The following is an 18128-nucleotide window of genomic DNA, read 5'->3' on the forward strand; positions in this document are numbered from 1 at the left end:
CAATCTGTTGGCTGATCGACAAGGTAAGGATGGGCGAGGACTCGTCACCCCAACGCGTAGCGGTTCACGACCATTCCGCAGGAAAAGCTGTCCGACTGGAGCAAGCGGAGAGCGATGCTGTCCCTGTCGGCGAAAATTGAGCCACCGTTTCCGACTGCAACCGGATTTATGAACAACTGCAACTCGTCCACGACTCCCGATGCTATAAGTGTCGACACGAAGCCTGTGCCGCCAAAGGTGATTATATCGTCCGTAGATTCACTCTTGAGCCTCTCGATCGCGGAAGGTATGCCGCCCCGCGCGATCGTTGTGCGTTCCCATCGTGAAACGCTCAGCTTGTCGGTAAGGACGATTTTGGGGACCTCGACAATCCGACGTGCGAAGTCATAGCTCGGATCATGTTCGAACCGTCGGGCCGTGCCGGTCCAATGATCGAGATAGCCTTCTTCGATCATCGGTCGACTCAAAAGTATGGCGCCGATGGACGCGAAGATGGCATTGAACACCAGCTTCAAGTCGACGTCCCAATCCCAGTTCTCGTCCCACTCCCACAGTTGCCAACTCAGTGACGGATCGGACGCGGAAACACGGCCATCCACCGACATTTGCATCTGTGCGATCAGCTTACCCATAAAGAAATTACCTTTCTGTGTGATAATTGTGAGTCGAATTTCGCCTGTCAAATGAGCTCGCATGCTGAGATTTCTCATTGATCAAGAATTATCGATCGCTGTCCTCCATCTGTCACGAAGGTCGGTGTGTGCGGATTGGGGCCGATCGTGAGGGTTGGTGGAATAGCTGGGGCCGTTTGTGTGGTTCTGCTCAACCGGCCCTTCGCGGGCGGATCGCGGTTGAATAGTCGGAGATCGGTCCGGTGTCCAACACTGCCGGCACCAGTTCGTCTCGAATGAAGTCCTCGATTCGGTATCTGGCGGTAGTAGAAGGAGCGGGGTCGGTTGGCGGCATCTGTCCCATTACTGTGGTCAGTGCCCATGTTTCGTTGAGAAGAGTCGCGAAAGAGCGGCCGGTACCGGCAGCGATGAGATCTTCGATATCCGCTTCGGCGCTTATCTGTTCCACCGAAATTCGGCGGCCGATATACGCTGAGATGAGACCGCTCACTTCACGCAAAGTGATTTTCCTGACAGGGGGCAGTGCAAAAGAACTGATTCCTCTGAACTGAAGACCGCTCAGGATTTCAGCCCCTGCAATACCGACATCTCGCGCCGCGACCAATCCCAACTGAGCGTCAGGACCCAATGGAGTGCGCAAGATGGCCTCCTCACGGAGGGGCTCGAGAAAATAATACAGAATTTCGAAAAAGCTGGTTGGGTGGAGATGCGTGATATTCAGGCCGGACACTGCATTCAATTGCGCCTCGACGTTTGCGTGTCCTTCGATCAACCCGCCCGCCCGATTGTCGTTGGCACCCATCACGCTCACGACTACGACGTGACGGAGTCTGGCTTTTCTGGCAGCAGTCGCGTATCCGCGCGCGATGTCGATCTGGTACTGAAGGAAATCGGTTGCCGCAGGGTGCGGAGGGACGATGAGCATGGCGCCGTGTACGCCCGTGAAAGCGCGTTCCAGATATTCCTCGTCGTGAAGGTCGCCGATGAAGAGATCAGCGCCGGCCGCTTCGAGTTCCTTCAGGCGGACATGGTCGCGCCCCATTGCCCGGACCTTGTGTCCGGATCGCAGAAGCTCGCGTACTGTATGGCCGCCCACATGGCCGGTGGCAGCAGTCACAGCATAAATCCGAGTAGGTTCCATCTCATGCTCCCGAGTCCGAACAGAACGTTCAACTAGAAGAAGACGCGGGAGCCGGCCCGAACTGACCACAGAAGTCTTAGGTCGGTGCTGCTGGGCTGGTCGGCGGGTCCTAATCGGCGTGCCATAGCACTGATACGGCGGCAGTGGACGAATCGACCACCGGAGCCGGGTGTCGCAAACAGTGTCTAAGTTGTCTGATGCGACGCTATCTAGGCCGGCGGGCGCGGCCATAGGATCCTTCGAGTCGCCAGTGCGGTGCCATCAGGCACCGACATCCTCTCGTCGCTCGTACAGCGTCTCAAACCCACTTGGAGCCGTTCATGAGTCTTATTTCCGCAACCGGCGTTCACCACATACGCCTGACCGTCACCGATATCGATGGTTCGCGTGCGTTCTACGAGAACGTGCTGGGATTCAAAGTTGCGGCCGAATCAGCCGGGCGCCCCGATGACTTGCCGGTTCGCAGCGATCCGGCGCAGCTGTACGGCGGGGTAGTCTTCGAAACGAACGGCATGTTGTTCGGGCTCCGGCCAGTGGCCGACCGTTCAGACCGGTTCGACTCCACCCGAGTCGGTCTCGACCATCTCAGCTTCTCCGTACCAACAATCGATGACTTGTATGCGATCGCAGATCGACTAACATCGGCGGGCATCGAGCACGGCGAGATCACTGACCTGGAGTCGTTCGGGATCGTCATACTCTCGTTCACGGACCCCGACGGGATCCACCTCGAACTCGCGGCCCCGCGGCGGGCCTCCACGCCGCCAGAAGACGGGTAGGTAGGCGCGTGCATCTGTATACAAGGCGCTGTCGTCTGCTCGAGTACACCGTTCGGATAATGAACCCGTGGGCGGTAGACATTGAACCGAGCGCCATCGGGAAGCGGAGAGCATTCTTCGATTGTCTTGCCGTCACCATCGGAATAGACTCCGGCGATCGGCCGCTGATTACAGACGCGGTGCAGACGATCCGGCGTCTGATGGAAGACACCGGCGCCGCGCAGGTTGTGGTGGAGGGTCTGCCGCCGAACGGGCAGGCCCTCGCCCGCGCGGACAACAGAATGCCGCCGGTCTTCGACATCCTTGTTGAACTCGCCGATACATTGGACCTGCTGGACGAACTGGTCGAAAGGCTTGAAGAGTACGGCGAAAACGTTCATTTGATGCCATTCGGCTGGAATTGTGACCTGCATTTCGATCCGGCCGGTCGTCAAGGAGCGCAAATGATTGTCGGTTCCGTGGCCGATATGCCCGTGCCTTCCAGCTCGGCCGGCTGCGAGTCACGACGGGGGCTCCTGAGGCGCCGATGACCGGTGCGTTAGGACGCCAATGACCCCAAACCTGCTGCGGCAGTTCAAGGCTCGCTAGCGAGCATGCCGACTTCATACGCAGCCCGACTGCCGTCGGGAGAGGTCGGCTCCGACAGGAGGAAACCTCCGGCCTACACAAGTATCTACCACCCAAGGAACCGAATGAATACCGCACATCTCCCGACCAACGCGGACGCGTCCGAAAACGGACGCAATGAACCAACATACGCCGCACCGCGGTCTCGAGTAGAGGAGCCCGAGATGATTGTCAATGTTTGGTGGCACAACGGGCTTGTGCTCTCTTACCGCGCAAAGGAATCTGCCGCGCGGCGGTTTGCACTTGCATTCAACGCGACTCATCCTTCTGACTCGGTGTCACTGTGTTCGGAGAAAAGTCACGGCCCTCATGCTCGAATGCCCTGCGAACGCAACTGGATCGGGCCCTGACCGAGCGAGCGTCTTGTTTGCCGGCGATCGGCTCGTTAACCGTTTTGATCCGGTCGGCTACTTCGCGCCGTTTTCAGTCTCGAAGTTCGATCAGCGCTTCGAGCTGGTGGTTCTTCCGCCCTGCCGATGCTTTCCACATCTATTCAGACGGTGGCGCTCGACGGCACCCTGCAACTCGGAGCACCTACTTACAAGGAGAAGTTGCCCTACCGGTATCCACGCTCTCCGATCACACTCGAATCTGCGCCCCAGATCTCGATCTTCGTCGGATTGGCGGCGAGAGCCCGCCCCGCCGCCGGGCCGAACCAGAACCCCGCGGATAATGTCCCATACGCGTAGAAGTCATCGGACCCGACTCCCCGCGGCACGCGATGGGAGCGCAGGGCCACTCGGGCATCTTGGCGACCTCAATCTGTACAAAGCGAGGCCGCTGGCTGAAGCCGCCGATGCGGTCCGCCGCGCGAGGAACTAGCTGCCGGCCTGAATGTCGACGTGATGTCGTCTATGACCAGGAGGTCGTCGTCGAGAGCCGAGCCGGCTCTGCCAGATGTTCGATCTCGAAACGGTCTGACCTCAACGGCCTTGCGGGGCATCGCTGATCCCGAACACTCGCCGCTGGAGCATCCGCGCACCGGCCGGGTCGGCGCGGCCGATCATGCAGCAGCAGCCATTGAATTGCTGTGCCCTCGAATGCCCGCGCAAGGCGAGCGCCGAGGGCCGGTGGCTGGTCTGTGAACGACCGTGAATGACATCGGGCCTTCGGTGCAACCCGCTCAACACTGTCATCCCAGCGTAAGATGGCGTCTCGGGCTCGGGCTTGTCGCGCCATTCTTTCCCACTCCCCGGCGGACCGCTAGAGACTTACTCCTGTCTGGCGTATTCTCGCAAGCCAGGCGCTGGCGTCGATAATCTTCCCCTCGGGGATGCCGTGTAGCGAGCTGGCCTGGGAGTCGACGAACACACGGTATCGACTCTCTTTTATCTCCTCCACGATCCAGCCTGGGCTGAACGCCTCCCGGATGGCAGTGTCGCTGATCTGCGGCCCGAATCGTGGTCCGATATCGGACATCGCCAGCACATGTACGTAACCGCCCGGACGGCATGCACTGTACAAATTCCGTACATACGTGCTTCGGTCCCCTGGATCGAATTCGTGGAACAGTGCGCTGTCTATGATCGTGTCGAAGCTGCAGGTGCCAGGGATGAGCCGCAGCGCGTCGGCGACGTGGAAACGAACTGTGACGTTGTGTATGAGTGCGTTCTCCTTGGACCGCTTGATTGCAGCGCGTGAAGAGTCGATGCCGGTGATCTCGTAGCCGAGGCGGGCGAGGTGAATGGTGTGTTCTCCTGTGCCACAACCGATGTCCAGGACTGTACCGCGAATCCATCCTTCGCGCTCCAGTGCGGTGATCGCGGGCTGCGGTTCACCGATTACCCAACTTGCCGCCTTGGACTCGTATGCAAGGTCGAAAAAGGAGAACGAGTTTGACGCCGTATGCGGGGGGTGGGTGAACTCGAATGTCCCGCCGGACCCATCTGTACAGCGTCCGCTGTTGGTCAATTCCATGGATAACCTACCTGTTGGAGCGTGTAAGCGACATCTATCGACGTATTTGCCGCTGCGATACCAGACGGTACCTATTGGTTTTGTGATCTCCCATGATTGGGAGCGGTAAGCAGGAAGGGATCGGGTGATCATAAGGCATCCGAGAAGGTCACCGTATGGACGAAGCAACTCGAACATGTAGCCGTTTCAACGGCACCCCGGCCTGGAGAGGACTCTAATGGGTTCGGTAGAATTATACGCTTGGCAAATGTTGGAAATCGAACCTTTTTCCGCTAATGCGTGTGACAAGCGGGCCTCGACGCGGTGTTCCGTTCAGGTCGTAGAAAATTGCGCTTGCCGAGCCAGTGAATTCGTCGTCGTTCACAGTCAGCTCGAAATGAACGATTCCTTTGCGTGCTGAATCCAGGTCCTGCCGGTCGACGGTGAACTCCAGGAACGCTCCCGCTACTTGCGCGCCTTCAGCGCGCCAGCTACCCATGCCATTACTGTCGCTAGTATCACGATTTCCGAGGTCCGGATTGGACTGCAGCATAGTGCCATCCGCGTGAAACGTCATCACGTGGTACCCGAAGGGCGCTCCCTCGGCATGAACTTCCCAGACCCCCACGATGCTCATGATGCCTCACATAGAGCAGCCAACAATTCGATGCCACGGTCGATCTCGGAGTTCGGTACGTTCGCAAAACTAAGGCGGATCCTGTTGCGCGGCGGGTTGGCGTCTGCGTAGAACAGCGTGCCGGGAAGGAACGCCACGCCGGCCTCCAAACCCCTGGCCGCTAGTGTATCGGCCGCGAAATCGCTTGGGCCCTCGAGCCACACGAACATTCCGCCTTCGGGCTCGATCCAGGAGAAGCCGGGCGGCAGATGTTTCTCGAGCGCCGCGGTGAGCGTCGCGAGCTTCAGCGCATAGCTTTCCACAATTCGCGTCACGTGCGCAGTTTCTGCCTCACTGCCGAGAAAGGTGGCAGCGACAGCCTGATTGAAGGTCGAGGTCTGCATGTCGATGCCTTGCTTCAGAGCAAGGACGTCTTGCAGCAGATCGACCGGCATCGCCGCGATGCCGATTCGCAGGGCTGGGGCAAGGGTTTTGGACAACGACGTGATGTACACGGTGTTCTGCGGCGCGAATGCCCAAAAGGCGGGCAGTGGCTCACCCCGGTATCGCAGATCGACATACACGTCGTCCTCCACCACCATGACGCCGTGCCGGATGATCACATCGGCCACATGTCGGCGTCGGTCGGCCGACATGGTGCGTCCGGTCGGGTTCTGGAACGTCGGGAGCAAATAGACCAACGCGACATCGTATTGCGCCAGTGCGGCATCCAATGCCTCGGGCCGGATGCCACACTGATCGGACTCGACTCCCACGACGATCGCTCCGTGACTGCGGAACACCTTCACCGCGGGACCGTAGGTCGGGGTCTCCACCAGCACCACGGCACCCTTATCGAGTAGCGCCATGCAAACGCTGTGCAATGCGCCCGAGCCGCCCGTCGCAATGTGCAGGCGTTCCGGCGAACAGGTGATCCCACGTCCTGCGAGCAGCGAATGCGCCTTCTCGAGCAGCGGTGCAAACCCCCGAGTCTGTCCGTACTGCAGCATCGAATTCCCATACTCGGCAAATGCGTCAGCCGCCAGCGAGGCGACAAGTTGACCGGGTAGCAACGCCGGATCCGGCGCGCCGACGGCGAACGAGATCACGTCGGGGCGGCGGGACAGGGCCGCGAACATATCGTCTATCGGTCCACTGCTCACCGCGGTAGCGCCCTGGCTGGGTCCGGCCATCACAGTCGGACACTTACCGGCGCGAGCTGGTGGCGCAGCCGAGAGACAGCGTCGGCCACTTGGGCGTCGTATTCCGGAGTCAGTATCACGTCGTCGTTGAACATGGGATCGGTGCGCATTTCCACCGCGACCAGATCGTCCGTATCGCTGAGGTTCACCGCCACGTGCACCACTCCCTGAGGGATGTAGAGGAATTCGCCCGGCCCATGTAGGTATGGCACCAATTCCGGTCCGATCAGCGTCGCCGCTCTACCTCGCACACATACGACGATGATTTCGCTGTCCGCGTGGTAGTGGGCCTGAGATATCTTCCCCGGCGCCATGTTGACCATTCCCGCCGAAATACCTTTGCTCCCACATGTTTCCCGGGTGATGCAGGGGATCAGATGTTGCCCCTGGCGTCCGATCTTCTCTGTGACGTCGGCTGCGGCTACCACCCGCACTGCCTGCGAAATATCATCCATGACACACCAATACTGTTCGGTCGGTATGCTTTAGGTTAAGCTGTTCTCGCCAGTGGGAACTCCAGGTGGGACACCGAGAAGGTAAGGCGTTCGGAAGGATGCCGGCAGCTGGATGACCGGACCGTTCACCCCCGGTGTTGACGGTCCAGACTGATCAAACCATGTACGTCCCTCCTGGGGCATCCGCAGGTTTTGTTCATTGCTCCGGTGTGGGGATGCAACCTGTTATCGGTCAGTGAACCTCGTATCAGCCGGGATCCATCACGATCAATACGTGCTAGAACGTGTTGGCCGCAGCGCGGCAGTCGGTCCTGACGGCAGCAGCCTGGCTGAGCGAGCTTTGCGGGCGTGTTGGTGTCGGCGGCGAGCCGTTGGCGGACTGGCTTGCCGCCGCCTAGTCGGGGACCTCGAGCAACCGCTCGTATGCGACTTACCGTAGCAATAGCAGCCTCGGGCCATCGACTAGGCCGATTGTTTTGCTGTGGTCGGCTCCGGCATAATTCTGCCGTGGAAGATTTAGGATTATCTGCCGCTGAGGCTCTACAGGCGGGGGCTCGTCGGCTCCGTATCGCGTTGGTCGAGGGGTGTGAAACGCTGAGCTCTACTGGGCGCAATTACGCGAGCGCGATAAGGCGTGCCCGGCGAGATTTTATGCTTTCCGATGCGGAGATGCGCAGAATTTTCGAGAGAAGAATCGTTGCAGATGAATTGGAAGGCAGAGCACGCAGCCTTCCCTCCGGGGAGCGCCCAGAACTCGTAGTCGTGCTTGCTCAGCCTGCAGCAGGGAAGTCGACTGCCGTCCGCGACATCGAAGACTCCTTCCAAAGTCGAGGTGGTGCAGTTCCGCTGATTGCCGACGACTATATGAAATATCATCCGCAGTTCAATGAATTACATGACCTCGATGATTTTACGGCTGGCGACCATATTTATCCGGTAGCATAAAAATGGCTCGATATGGCCATTGATCATATTATCGCCAATCATGAACATGTCATTCTCGAAGAGGGAGCGGGCAATATCCACCGTGCCGTTGATGTTATGCGGCGCTTTCAGCGCAACACCTACGGCTTGCGCGCCGAGGCAGTGGCCGTGTCCGAGGTAGAGAGCCGTCTATCCATTCCGACTCGTTTCCTGGACGAGCGGACCAGGTCTGGCGTGGGTCGCTATGTGCCGACCAAGGCACATGATATGTGTTTCACAGGATCAGCCGAGTTGGTTCGCTCACTCGAGTCCAAGACCCCACCGGTGGCGGTCGACGTGGTGCGTGTGCGTTCCAGGACCGGTGTGCTGTTCGAAAGCCATTGCCTACCGTCGGGTGAGTGGAACAAACAGCCAGAGGGTTGGGAAGCAATGCAGCATGAACGGAACCGGCCATTGACGCCTGCGGAGGAGCGCGCATACGCCGATAAACTACAGGGCCTTCGGGATGGAATCGATGCCGGACGACGCCTATACCCCGGTGAGGAGAAGGTATGGAACCGATTGTCAGACGAAGCCGACCAAGTTGAAGGCCTTGCCCGTCCCGGCCTCCAGCTGTAAATCCGACCGAGCCGAAACGCTCATGATCGAACCGAGGATGTCGCCAGCGGTCGAGATGTGCATTGGTTCGGTACTGGAATCGGTTACATTGCAGCGCGGGTGTGGCATCGATGCCTTTGCCGCTCTCGTTGATCCGCGTTCGGGCACCGAGCATTTCGGTGGCGAGCCCGGAAATCGGGTCAGCGGCTGCGGTTTTGAGACCGCACATGTAACATGGGTTTTCGCTTCGACTGCCTACCTGCCGATCATGTAACCCAGTCGGGGTCGTGAGCAGTATGGTAGGGCGTTGTGTTCGTTGATCCGGCTGGGGTGTGGGGGGAGTCGTCGGAGTGGGACGAGACGCTGCACTACGAGTCTGCTGTGGACATCGTCACAAGTCTCATGGCGCAATGCACGGCGGTTGAAACGCTGGCCGAGCGGGCGGATGACTCCGTCGTCCGAGACGATATGGGCTTCCTGCGCCGGGCATACCTCGCTGAACTGTCCAAACTGGCTCCGGACAACAGAGCCGCGGTGGCCAGGGTAGTTCGGGACAACGGGACGAGACTAGCGCATGTTATCGAAGCCTCGCGGCTACAACTGTCGGCGCCGCCCGACGCCGGACACTGTCGGCTCGGTTACGAGGAACATGCGACTGTTTTCGAAAACCGTATTGCCCCGGAGACTCTTGCCAGGCTCCAAACCAGTGAGCAACCTATAGCTGTGATCGTTGCAGGCCAGCCCGGGTCCGGGAAGACAACGACGCTTCGCCACTTGTACCGCAACTGGGACGGTGCTGCTCCGGCCTTCATCGACCCAGAGTTGTACTTGGCGTACCATCCGCGCAGCTGGGATCTCGTACTCGCGGACGACGCCCAGGCTGGTGACATCGTCATGGGAGATGCGCTGGGCTGGGCAGCCATGGCAGTCGAACTCGCGATCCAGCACCACAGCGATGTGTTACTCGAGGTCGGGACTAACCTTCCTGACGATGCGAACGCTTTCGCCACTGTCTTCCAGGAGGCCGGATATCGAGTGGAGGTAGAGCTGATGGCGGTACCGGAGGCGATCAGCAAACTCCACCTCATGATTCGCTACCATTGTCGTCACGGAAACTGGCAGGTCCTCTCGCTGTAACGAAAGACCGTGCGTGAGACTCCTTCACTGCTCAGACCCGCAAGCGAGGGGCACGCAACTATTTCGAGCAGAGCATCGCCGGCTTCGCAGGCGGATCTTCCCACTGCACCAGTGCCTCACAGCCTGTTGACCCCCACACTGCTGAGGAGATGATGCGTCGATGTCGATGTCGATGATGCCGCCAGGGCGTACGCGGTGCATCGCCGACTATATAGGCGCGACCGGGTAAGGACGCGCTGCGATCTAGCGTTCGACGTCGACGTGGTCTTTGGAGTTGTGCGGTGACGACGACGCCGGGCAATCCAGCGGGGGCGATGCCCAGCAGTGGCAGGTTGTGCGTATTTCGGCCGATTTCTGCGATGGAGTCCCTGATCGTGTTGACCAGTTCAGTCTCCCGGCAACCAGCTTGATCATGCGAATGCGGCCCGCCGGCAGTGTAGGGTCTTAAAAGCCATGGCCCAATCTCAGAATGATCGGCCGTAGCGTGGCCATGATTTTGAGATTCGTTCCTCCGCTGGCCAGTTGGTAGATGATCTTCGCCGGTTGCGGTTCGGAGCAGGAGGTTCGGATCAGATCGGGTCGAGGCGATGTATGCGGGCGTTGAGATAACGCTGCTCGAGCAGGCTTGCGGTGAGCTGTGCGGCCTGACGGTAGCTTTCGACCGCTCCCGTCGGGTCGCCGGCCATTTCCAGAAGGTGGGCACGCACGGCGTGGGTCCGGTGGTGGCGCCGCATCACGGGATCGTCGAGCAACGGCTCGACCAGGGCCAAACCATCCTCGGGACGGAGGGCCATCCCGACTGCGACCGCCCGGTTGAGCGTCACGACCGAGCTCGGCGCCACCCTGGCCAGCATGGCGTAGAGCAGACTGATCTGCGGCCAGTCGGTACTTTCCCAGGTCGCAGCCTCCGCGTGCACGGCCGCGATCGCGGCTTGCAATTGGAACCTACCCACATGCCCACGAGGCAGTACTCGCTCGAGGATGCACACTCCCTCCGCGATCAGCTGATGATCCCACCGCGAACGGTCCTGCTCGGCCAGCGGCACCAGATTGCCACCGTCGGTGCGCGCGGCAGCGCGGGCGTGAGTAAGCAGCATCAAGGCCAATGCGCCCGCGGCCTCGTCGTGGTCCGGGATCACCGCGTGTAACTGCCGGGTGAGGCGGATGGCGTCTTCGGCCAAGCCCGAATCCACCAGCTCACCACCGTCGGAGCGCGTATGTCCCTCGGTGAACAGCAGATGGCAGACGTCCAGTGCCGACGCGATACGCGCTGGCAGATCGGCCGCGGTCGGGAGGGCGAACACCGCGCCCGCCGCCCGCAACGTGGATCGCGCGCGCGTCAAACGTTGCGCCATCGTGCGTTCCGGCACCAAATACGCAGCGGCGATCTGGGCGGTGCTGAGGCCGCCGACAGCGTGCACAGTCAGGGCGACCTGCGAGGAACGACTCAGGCTCGGGTGGCAACACAGCAGAAACAGCCGCAACGTGTCGTCGCCCTCGTCGGGATGCTGGTGATCGGCCGGTAACGCGAGGTACGTATCGCCAGGCTGCGCCGTGGCTACTGCTTCTTCCCGACCTGACCTTGCGCGATCGGCACGTAGCCTGTCGATCAGTCGTCGCGAGGCGACTCGAATCAGCCACCCGCGAGGGTTGTCGGGCACGCCGTCGCGATCCCATTGCCGCGCTGCGGCTTCGGCCGCCTCCTGCGCCGCGTCTTCGCAGTAGCCGAGGTCGCCATGCCTGCGCAGCAGGGCGGCGAGGACGTGTGAGGATTCGCGCCGCCACACGTCCTCCACCACCCGTGTACTCACTGGTCGTCGCCGCCCGGCCACATGGCGGGCCGCAGCTCGACTGTTTCGCCCGGACCCGCGAACCGCGCGGCGATCTCCTCGGCACGGGTCTGGTTGTCTACATCGATCAGGAAGAACCCGGCCAGATGCTCCTTGGCCTCCGACTACGGACCGTCGGTGACAAGCGGCTTTCCGTCACCCCACCGGTACAGCCGCGATGACTCGGGTGCTCCCAACGCTTCGCCCGATATCATCTCCCCCTTTTCCTGTAACTCTTCGAGCAGCTTCTCGAACTCGGATCCCAGACGGTCCCGCTCCGCCTGCGGCAGGTCTCGATACTCGGGCAGGTAGTCGGAGGTCGGATGCCCCCACGGCTGTGGGTTGGAGTGAATCATGATCACGTATTTCATCTTCGGCTCCTTGATCGATGTCGCGGATGCGTCCGGACGACCCATCCTTGCCTGAGACGTCGTAGCCCCGCACGTCGGGTCGACACTCCGGCTGCGGGCGATCGGGCCATTTCAGGTGACACGCAAGACTCGGCTGGTCACGTCAAAGCTCGGTGAGTCCTTCCGCCGTCGTGAAGGTGTTGAGCAATGGCCACGGAATTGAGACTGCCCGCCGGTGGCCATGGCGCGAGAATGCCGAAAAACGCAGGTCGAAGGTGGCCAGTAATTTGCGACCCTACAGACAGGTTGACGCCACCGTTCGCGCCGTGTGTCTTCTTGTTGAAGCGTGCTGTACCGCAGCAACTTTCAGATCTTCCGATATGTGTCAGTCCCTGGCCCCACTCCATGTCGAGCCCAGCCGCCACTTCTTGCGCAGGAATCGCCCTGCAACCCAGCACCTCGCATCAGCCGCTCGACTCGTTTGTGGCCGACCGAGATCCCGCGCCGGCGCAGCTTCGCCTGGACCCGCGGTGACCCGTAGGCCCCGCCGGAGCTGGTATGGATGTCAACGATCTCAGCCAGTAGCTCCTGGTCGGCCTGCCTTAACCATCCGTATCAGGTCGAGGACGCGATGCGCAGAACTCGAAGTAGGGGCTGCTGCACGGATCGGTGACAACTTGACCTGCCCCACCGGTTGGGTTCCAACTCCGGTTGCTAACTGACAGCCTTACCGAAAGGCTGACCCGCGTGCCACACGCCTATCCCACTGAGTTCCGAACCCGGGCAATCGCTTTGGTCCGAGCAGGCAACCCGCCAAGCAGACAGCTGTCGAGCTGGGCATCCATCCAGTCACCTTACGCCAACATCTGCGAGCACTGCCCGAACTTCCGCACCGATGCCACCTACCTGCCTATCCTCGCCGTCCAACGCACCGACGCTCGCGAACTCGCCTACGACGCTCAACGCCGCGGCTGGATCACCGAAGCCGAATGCCACTACCAACTCATCGCCGCCTCGACGCCGCCATCACCGACATCCAGAAATCAGCCAGATAAGGTCTGGACAACGCGATGATCGAATCGTTCTGGTCCTCGATGCAGATCGAACTGCCCGACCGCAAGAAGTGAAAGACCCGCCTCGAACCCGCGAACGCGATCTTCGACTACATCGAGGTCTTCTACAACCGCCAACGCCGCCACTCGTCCCTCGGCTACCGCACCCCGATCGAGTACGAACTACTCTCCGAGAAGACACTCGCAACCGCTGCCGGTTAGCCACCAACACTGGAACCCGAGAGATGGGGCAGGTCAGATTAGTGGGTGTTGTTGTAAGCCTCAATGATGTTTTTATGAATTCGTCCGCGGCTGGATACCTGGTATCCGCTGTCGCGTGCCCAATCCCGGATCACCGCGGTCTGTTGCTTGTTGGCCGTGGTGCGGGTTTCGATGGCCTTAGTCTTACCGCGCGGGATGCGTCCTACCCTTCGGGCAGGCAGGGTCCAGGGCTCCAACGCCGCTCGTAGCTTGCCAGCGTTCTTCAGCGACAGATCGATCTCGTATTCCACGCCGTCGATACTGAAGTGAACCGTCTCATCGGCTTTGGACTTCCCGTCGTAGTCGTCCACCAGCTCGACGATGACCCTCTTCGCCATGCAACACCCTTCGATCGGCTAATACCGGACGTCGTGAAATGCTAATCGACGGGGCCCGGCTCGACCAACGGGGCACGCTCGCGCCGCGAGCCCGATGCCGGTCACCACTGCCCCGGCGGACGCGAGCGCTGACCCGAACAAGGGAGGTACCTTCCCGCCCGATGTTGGCGCGCCGAACTGATCAGATCCTGGATTCGAAGCTCATCCGGGAAGGTACTTCTTCCCGGTCAACCACAGGTTTTGATCATTGCTCGTTGCCATGCCGGATACCGCTCTCGTCACTGGTGTAGCCGTGGATCTTCATCCACCCGTCCAGCGGCGCGCCGTGGATACTCGTGCCGGGGTCGAACTTCAACTTCTTCAGCGTGAACGGTCGACGCCCCGGTGGCCCCACGTGCTTAGCGGGGCGTCGCGTCCAGGATGGCCTCTGGATTTCCCACCTTTGGAGATTGGTAATGAGTTGTGACGCAATACACTTCAGAGGCCAGGTGACGACAAGTCACGGTATCAGGTTATATCCTCCGTCCATTTCATGCATCGTCGGCCAGGGTTCGTCTGAGGCTGCCTTCATGCTGAAATGCGGGGGTTGTGTCAGGAGGTATCACCATGGGAAATCTTCCCGAGCTCGCCATGGCCAACTCGGAGCGGCTGCCGGAGGGGGCGAGTCCCGCGCTGCGTGCCGCGCTCGAGCGTCGCCTGAATCAGACTGAGCGACCCGGGGGGTTCAATTCGTTCATCGGCTCCGGTAAGTAATCGGCTGCGAAGCGTCGGCCACCGGTGGGCTCGGCGAGCCGAGCCCACCGGGTAGGCCGCACTGCCCGAGGAGTGGGAAATGGGATCGGTTTCGCTGTCGTTGAGTCATTTCCGAGAGCGAGTTCTGTGGCCCGCCGTTGGATTAGATGTTGCTGAACTCCGTCGCGGCGGTTGGGAACCGTTGCCGTTCAAGGAGTTCATCATCAAGATCCACAGCCGGTGCAACTTGGCGTGTGACTACTGCTATGTCTACGAAATGGCCGATCAGAGTTGGCGTGAGCAGCCGAAGACGATGTCTCGACAGGTTTTCGATGATGCCTGCCGAATGATCGGTGAACACGCTCGCGTCTTCGGTTTGCCCGCTGTCGATCTCGTGTTACACGGTGGTGAACCGTTACTTGTCGGACATCGAGATCTGGAGTACTTTGCCCGGCGAGCGCGAGAGCTGATAGAGCCGATCGCTGAGGTGCGAGTTGGGATGCAAACCAATGGTGTCCTGCTCGATGAAGAATTCCTTCGCATTTGTGATCGATGGCGTATCCGGATCGGAGTCAGTATTGATGGTGACGAAAAGGCGAACGATCGGCACCGCCGTGATCGGCGGGGTTCGGAAAGCTACTCCCGGGTCGCCGACGGGTTGGCGAAGCTGACTACCAGCAACTGGCGTCACCTATTCTCCGGACTACTGTGCACGATCGACATCGACAACGACCCGGCACAGACCTACGAGGCGCTCACGAAGTTCGATCCGCCAGCTGTCGACTTCCTTATGCCGCACGGCAATTGGGTGACACCGCCACCAGCATCAGGTATCCACGACAACACCACACCATACGCCGACTGGCTGATCAAGATATTCGATCGGTGGTACAAAGCGCCGGTGCTGGAAACCCGAGTACGTCTCTTCGATGACATCATCGACCTCCTACTCGGCGGTGACGCGGTATCGGAGACGGTAGGACTGGCACCGGTTCGACTCGCCGTGATCGAGACAAACGGCACCTTAGAGCAGGTCGACGAATTGAAGTCGACATTCGCGGGTGCGACCGAACTCTCGCCAACAGGTGTGGGTAACCCGCTCGATCTGGCTCTACAGGAGCCCTCGATCGCCGCTCGCCAGATCGGTGCTGCCGCGTTGAGCGACACCTGCCTGTCTTGCCCGGTGCATTCCGTATGTGGCGGTGGGCACTACGTCCACCGCTATCGCGAGGCCACCGGATTCCGTAATCCATCGGTGTACTGCGCCGATCTGAAAAAGCTGATCGAGCACATCGAATCGGCCGTCAGTGCGGATTTGGGGTTGCTCGATACCTATGGGGCGTGATGAATAGCTCCAGGCTGCTCGCCAACCGGAACTTCATTCTGCTGTGGTCCGGTAATGCGGCATCGCTGGTGGGGTTCCACGGGGTCCGGATCGCCTATCCGTTGCTAGTTCTCGCTGATACCGGCTCGCCGACGGCGGCAGGGTGGATCGGGTTCGCCTTGAACCTGCCCGGGCTGCTCTTTCAACTGGCCGCCGGGGCGGTCGCGGACAGTTCCCATCGCATACACACGCTGATTCGGTGCCAGTACATCGGGTTGGCCGCGACCGGCGTCGCAGCTATTGCGATCGGAGCGCACCTGCCCCGTCTGTGGCTGATACTCCTGGCCGCCGCGTTCATCGAGGGCAGCGTCTATGTCTTCGGCGGTCTGTGCGAACTCGGCGCGATCCGCGATGTGGTGTCCACCGCACAGCGCCCCTCCGCATTCTCCTTCCTCGAAGCCGAACAACCGATAGCAATCCTGATCGGGCGAGCCACCGGTGCGGCGATTTTCGGTGTAGCCCCCTGGCTACCGTTCCTCGCCAACGCCGCATCGTCTCTGTACTGCCTGGTCACGCTGAGAATGATCCGTTCGAACGTGCCTGCACCTGCACCTGTCGAGACCGGCAGCAGTGCCAACATCGTCGACGGTATACGCGTTGTGTGGACCCAACCGTTCTTGCGAACATCGACGTTGATCAGCGGGTTGTCGAACATCGTCATCCAGGTCGTCCTGCTGCTGATCCTGGTGGAACTACACAGCAGCCTGTATCCCGCATGGACGGCTGGGCTGGTACTCGGCATGGCAGGTGTCGGTGGAGTCCTCGGCGCGGCGGCCGCCTCGCGACTCACCGCGCACGTTTCTCCTCAACGCCTCTATCGGGCGTCGCTGTGGGCATGGACAGTCCTGCTTTTGCCGATCGAGCTGAGCACCAGCCCTTTCGTCCTGGCAGCATGCTGGTGCGGAATCGGTGGGGTAGGCGTGCTGACCAATGTGGCGCTAACCATCTACCGAGTCGAGGCAATACCCGAGCACACGCTCCTGCGCGCTGTCGCGGCGATGACGCTCGTGTGCGAGGGAGCGGTCGCACTCGGTGCACTGGCCGCAGGCTACCTACTCGCCACGGCCGGGATCGTACCTACGCGAGGGATAATGCTCGCCGCGATGTGCGCACTGGCCGCCTACGCAAGCACCCACACAGCAACCAGCAAAGATGATTCGGTCTTCATACAGCCGTCATCCGACCCGGAGAACAAACAACACTAACGGCCGAGATGGGTCCGGTGTCGTGATCACAGCGGTCTCCATCGTCGGACTATTCCCAGCGGCGGGTTTGAACTAGAATCGAAACGATTCGGCATTCCACCCGCTGCGGTATCGTCGCCGCTGTTGAGACCGTGTTTGCGCACGGGCCCTGTTGTCGGCGTCTGTGGGGGCCTGCTAGGGAGGCGGGGCGAGGGCGTCCAAGCGCCGGGTATGCCGCCGTACCGGCTACTTTTCCTGACCTGGTGGGTAAGAACACGCCGTTCAGTCCCGATGAGCCTTACAGCGCGTTCATCGACGCCGCCCGGACCGGAAAGGATCCAACCCGTTCGTCGCAGCTGGTGTTACAGGGATACCTACGTTCGATCCCACCATTTCCCGCATGGGAGGGATCGACACTCGGGCGACCTACAACAATGTGCGAGATAACCCGCAGTCTCGCGCGTTGGCCGATCGGCGAGTGGGAGCTGTCCGAACTAGCCGGGCACAATGTCCGCGTCGACGGCTGTGTGAATATCGGCTAGGACCTCCTCGACGATCTGCCGCGAATCCGCGATCTCCCTCCGGCCGCTGCTGAGCGGCTCCGAATACCTGACCGCGTACATCCGCCACCTCGGCGACCATCCGGTCACCGGCCGCGAGGACGCGGCGCGGTCGCGCCGTCGGCGGTGGCCGTGTGCGTCTGTCCGGTCGTCGGCCCAAAGGTCTCCCGGGCGGTGGATCTCCTCGCGATGCTGGCACATACCCTGCACAGCGACGACCCCTGACCATCAATACCAACGTACATCGGTGGCGTTCCGGCTTGCTGGAACTTGCCGCGCGAACCTTCCGCCGCAACGACACCGCGCTCATCCGTTACGCCGACACCTACGTCCGCTGCCGGACGGACCGGAAATTAGCTCGGCCCGAGCGAATTCCGCGCCCCGTTGTGACCTGTCGTCCGGAATCGCCGAGCCCGCTATCAGAAACTCGGG

General features: G+C 60.8%; 16 protein-coding genes and 3 pseudogenes. 9 read left to right on the forward strand and 10 right to left on the reverse strand.

Annotated elements, in window-relative coordinates:
• Positions 1–44 precede the first annotated feature (44 nt).
• A complete protein-coding gene (locus IRT45_RS30825; RefSeq protein ID WP_194809324.1) occupies positions 45–632 on the reverse strand; it encodes a dihydrofolate reductase family protein in 588 nt (195 codons plus the stop codon).
• 190 nt (positions 633–822) lie between these two features.
• Entirely contained in the window at positions 823–1749 is a 927-nt protein-coding gene (locus tag IRT45_RS30830; RefSeq protein ID WP_194809325.1) for an SDR family oxidoreductase, read from the reverse strand.
• Between the two features lie 344 nt (positions 1750–2093).
• On the opposite strand from IRT45_RS30830, the gene IRT45_RS30835 reads away from it, so the two are divergent.
• On the forward strand, positions 2094–2552 hold the full coding sequence (locus IRT45_RS30835; protein WP_194809326.1) for a VOC family protein: 459 nt from the start codon (positions 2094–2096) through the stop codon (positions 2550–2552).
• Positions 2553–2611: 59 nt separating this feature from the next.
• Positions 2612–3082: a hypothetical protein gene (locus tag IRT45_RS30840; RefSeq protein WP_194809327.1), complete on the forward strand. Its 471-nt coding sequence runs from the start codon at positions 2612–2614 to the stop codon at positions 3080–3082.
• 1300 nt (positions 3083–4382) lie between these two features.
• On the opposite strand, the gene IRT45_RS30845 is transcribed toward IRT45_RS30840, so the two are convergent.
• The 4 genes from IRT45_RS30845 to IRT45_RS30860 all read right to left on the reverse strand — a co-directional run bounded on the left by IRT45_RS30845 (position 4383) and on the right by IRT45_RS30860 (position 7348).
• Positions 4383–5096, reverse strand: a complete 714-nt coding sequence (locus IRT45_RS30845; RefSeq protein ID WP_194809328.1) for a class I SAM-dependent methyltransferase — start codon at positions 5094–5096, stop codon at positions 4383–4385.
• A 232-nt stretch (positions 5097–5328) separates the two neighbouring features.
• Entirely contained in the window at positions 5329–5712 is a 384-nt protein-coding gene (locus IRT45_RS30850; RefSeq protein WP_194809329.1) for a hypothetical protein, read from the reverse strand.
• Entirely contained in the window at positions 5709–6830 is a 1122-nt protein-coding gene (locus tag IRT45_RS30855; RefSeq protein ID WP_228535582.1) for a PLP-dependent aminotransferase family protein, read from the reverse strand. Before IRT45_RS30855 ends, IRT45_RS30850 begins: the two co-directional genes overlap by 4 nt.
• Before the next feature lie 53 nt (positions 6831–6883).
• Complete coding sequence (locus tag IRT45_RS30860; protein WP_194809330.1) at positions 6884–7348, reverse strand: cupin domain-containing protein; 465 nt, start codon at positions 7346–7348, stop codon at positions 6884–6886.
• 669 nt (positions 7349–8017) lie between these two features.
• On the opposite strand from IRT45_RS30860, the pseudogene IRT45_RS30870 reads away from it, so the two are divergent.
• Together IRT45_RS30870 and IRT45_RS30875 are read left to right on the forward strand one after the other, a co-directional pair.
• A pseudogene (locus IRT45_RS30870) lies at positions 8018–8890 on the forward strand (zeta toxin family protein).
• Positions 8891–9178: 288 nt separating this feature from the next.
• Positions 9179–10006 (forward strand): zeta toxin family protein, encoded by an 828-nt coding sequence (locus IRT45_RS30875; protein ID WP_194809333.1) that lies wholly within the window; start codon positions 9179–9181, stop codon positions 10004–10006.
• A gap of 569 nt (positions 10007–10575) precedes the next feature.
• Here the strand turns inward: IRT45_RS30875 and IRT45_RS30880 are convergent.
• The 3 genes and pseudogenes from IRT45_RS30880 to IRT45_RS38115 form a co-directional block, all read right to left on the reverse strand.
• Positions 10576–11817 (reverse strand): RNA polymerase sigma factor, encoded by a 1242-nt coding sequence (locus tag IRT45_RS30880; RefSeq protein ID WP_194809334.1) that lies wholly within the window; start codon positions 11815–11817, stop codon positions 10576–10578.
• A gap of 143 nt (positions 11818–11960) precedes the next feature.
• Positions 11961–12206: a YciI family protein gene (locus IRT45_RS37260; protein ID WP_228535584.1), complete on the reverse strand. Its 246-nt coding sequence runs from the start codon at positions 12204–12206 to the stop codon at positions 11961–11963.
• 345 nt (positions 12207–12551) lie between these two features.
• Positions 12552–12770, reverse strand: a pseudogene (locus tag IRT45_RS38115) (IS3 family transposase); the annotation flags it as partial.
• Between the two features lie 162 nt (positions 12771–12932).
• On the opposite strand from IRT45_RS38115, the gene IRT45_RS30895 reads away from it, so the two are divergent.
• Together IRT45_RS30895 and IRT45_RS30900 are read left to right on the forward strand one after the other, a co-directional pair.
• The gene (locus tag IRT45_RS30895; RefSeq protein WP_194809343.1) at positions 12933–13259 is read left to right on the forward strand and encodes a hypothetical protein; all 327 of its coding nucleotides are present in this window, start codon (positions 12933–12935) and stop codon (positions 13257–13259) included.
• Positions 13241–13459 (forward strand): annotated as a pseudogene (locus IRT45_RS30900) (IS3 family transposase); the annotation flags it as partial. The gene IRT45_RS30895 and the pseudogene IRT45_RS30900, both read left to right, overlap by 19 nt.
• A 38-nt stretch (positions 13460–13497) precedes the next feature.
• On the opposite strand, the gene IRT45_RS30905 reads toward IRT45_RS30900, so the two are convergent.
• Positions 13498–13836, reverse strand: a complete 339-nt coding sequence (locus IRT45_RS30905) for an Lsr2 family protein (protein ID WP_194809335.1) — start codon at positions 13834–13836, stop codon at positions 13498–13500.
• A 606-nt stretch (positions 13837–14442) separates the two neighbouring features.
• Here IRT45_RS30905 and IRT45_RS30910 point away from each other — a divergent pair.
• The 3 genes from IRT45_RS30910 (at position 14443) to IRT45_RS30920 (ending at position 17157) form a co-directional block, all read left to right on the forward strand.
• Complete coding sequence (locus tag IRT45_RS30910; protein WP_194809336.1) at positions 14443–14589, forward strand: hypothetical protein; 147 nt, start codon at positions 14443–14445, stop codon at positions 14587–14589.
• 79 nt (positions 14590–14668) lie between these two features.
• A complete protein-coding gene (locus IRT45_RS30915) occupies positions 14669–15913 on the forward strand; it encodes an FxsB family cyclophane-forming radical SAM/SPASM peptide maturase (RefSeq protein ID WP_194809337.1) in 1245 nt (414 codons plus the stop codon).
• On the forward strand, positions 15913–17157 hold the full coding sequence (locus tag IRT45_RS30920; RefSeq protein WP_228535593.1) for an MFS transporter: 1245 nt from the start codon (positions 15913–15915) through the stop codon (positions 17155–17157). The genes IRT45_RS30915 and IRT45_RS30920 overlap by 1 nt, the downstream gene beginning before the upstream one ends.
• Positions 17158–18128 lie beyond the last annotated feature (971 nt).

It is taken from the genome of Nocardia sp. BSTN01 (genome assembly GCF_015354405.1).
GTDB lineage: Bacteria > Actinomycetota > Actinomycetes > Mycobacteriales > Mycobacteriaceae > Nocardia.

Coding starts and splice junctions, on each gene's coding strand:
- IRT45_RS30825 (WP_194809324.1), bottom strand. CDS start 632: ATGGGTAAGCTGATCGCACAGATGCAAATGTCGGTGGATGGCCGTGTT.
- IRT45_RS30835 (WP_194809326.1), top strand. CDS start 2,094: ATGAGTCTTATTTCCGCAACCGGCGTTCACCACATACGCCTGACCGTC.
- IRT45_RS30840 (WP_194809327.1), top strand. CDS start 2,612: ATGAACCCGTGGGCGGTAGACATTGAACCGAGCGCCATCGGGAAGCGG.
- IRT45_RS30845 (WP_194809328.1), bottom strand. CDS start 5,096: ATGGAATTGACCAACAGCGGACGCTGTACAGATGGGTCCGGCGGGACA.
- IRT45_RS30850 (WP_194809329.1), bottom strand. CDS start 5,712: ATGAGCATCGTGGGGGTCTGGGAAGTTCATGCCGAGGGAGCGCCCTTC.
- IRT45_RS30855 (WP_228535582.1), bottom strand. CDS start 6,830: ATGTTCGCGGCCCTGTCCCGCCGCCCCGACGTGATCTCGTTCGCCGTC.
- IRT45_RS30860 (WP_194809330.1), bottom strand. CDS start 7,348: ATGGATGATATTTCGCAGGCAGTGCGGGTGGTAGCCGCAGCCGACGTC.
- IRT45_RS37260 (WP_228535584.1), bottom strand. CDS start 12,206: ATGAAATACGTGATCATGATTCACTCCAACCCACAGCCGTGGGGGCAT.
- IRT45_RS30905 (WP_194809335.1), bottom strand. CDS start 13,836: ATGGCGAAGAGGGTCATCGTCGAGCTGGTGGACGACTACGACGGGAAG.
- IRT45_RS30910 (WP_194809336.1), top strand. CDS start 14,443: ATGGGAAATCTTCCCGAGCTCGCCATGGCCAACTCGGAGCGGCTGCCG.
- IRT45_RS30915 (WP_194809337.1), top strand. CDS start 14,669: ATGGGATCGGTTTCGCTGTCGTTGAGTCATTTCCGAGAGCGAGTTCTG.
- IRT45_RS30920 (WP_228535593.1), top strand. CDS start 15,913: ATGAATAGCTCCAGGCTGCTCGCCAACCGGAACTTCATTCTGCTGTGG.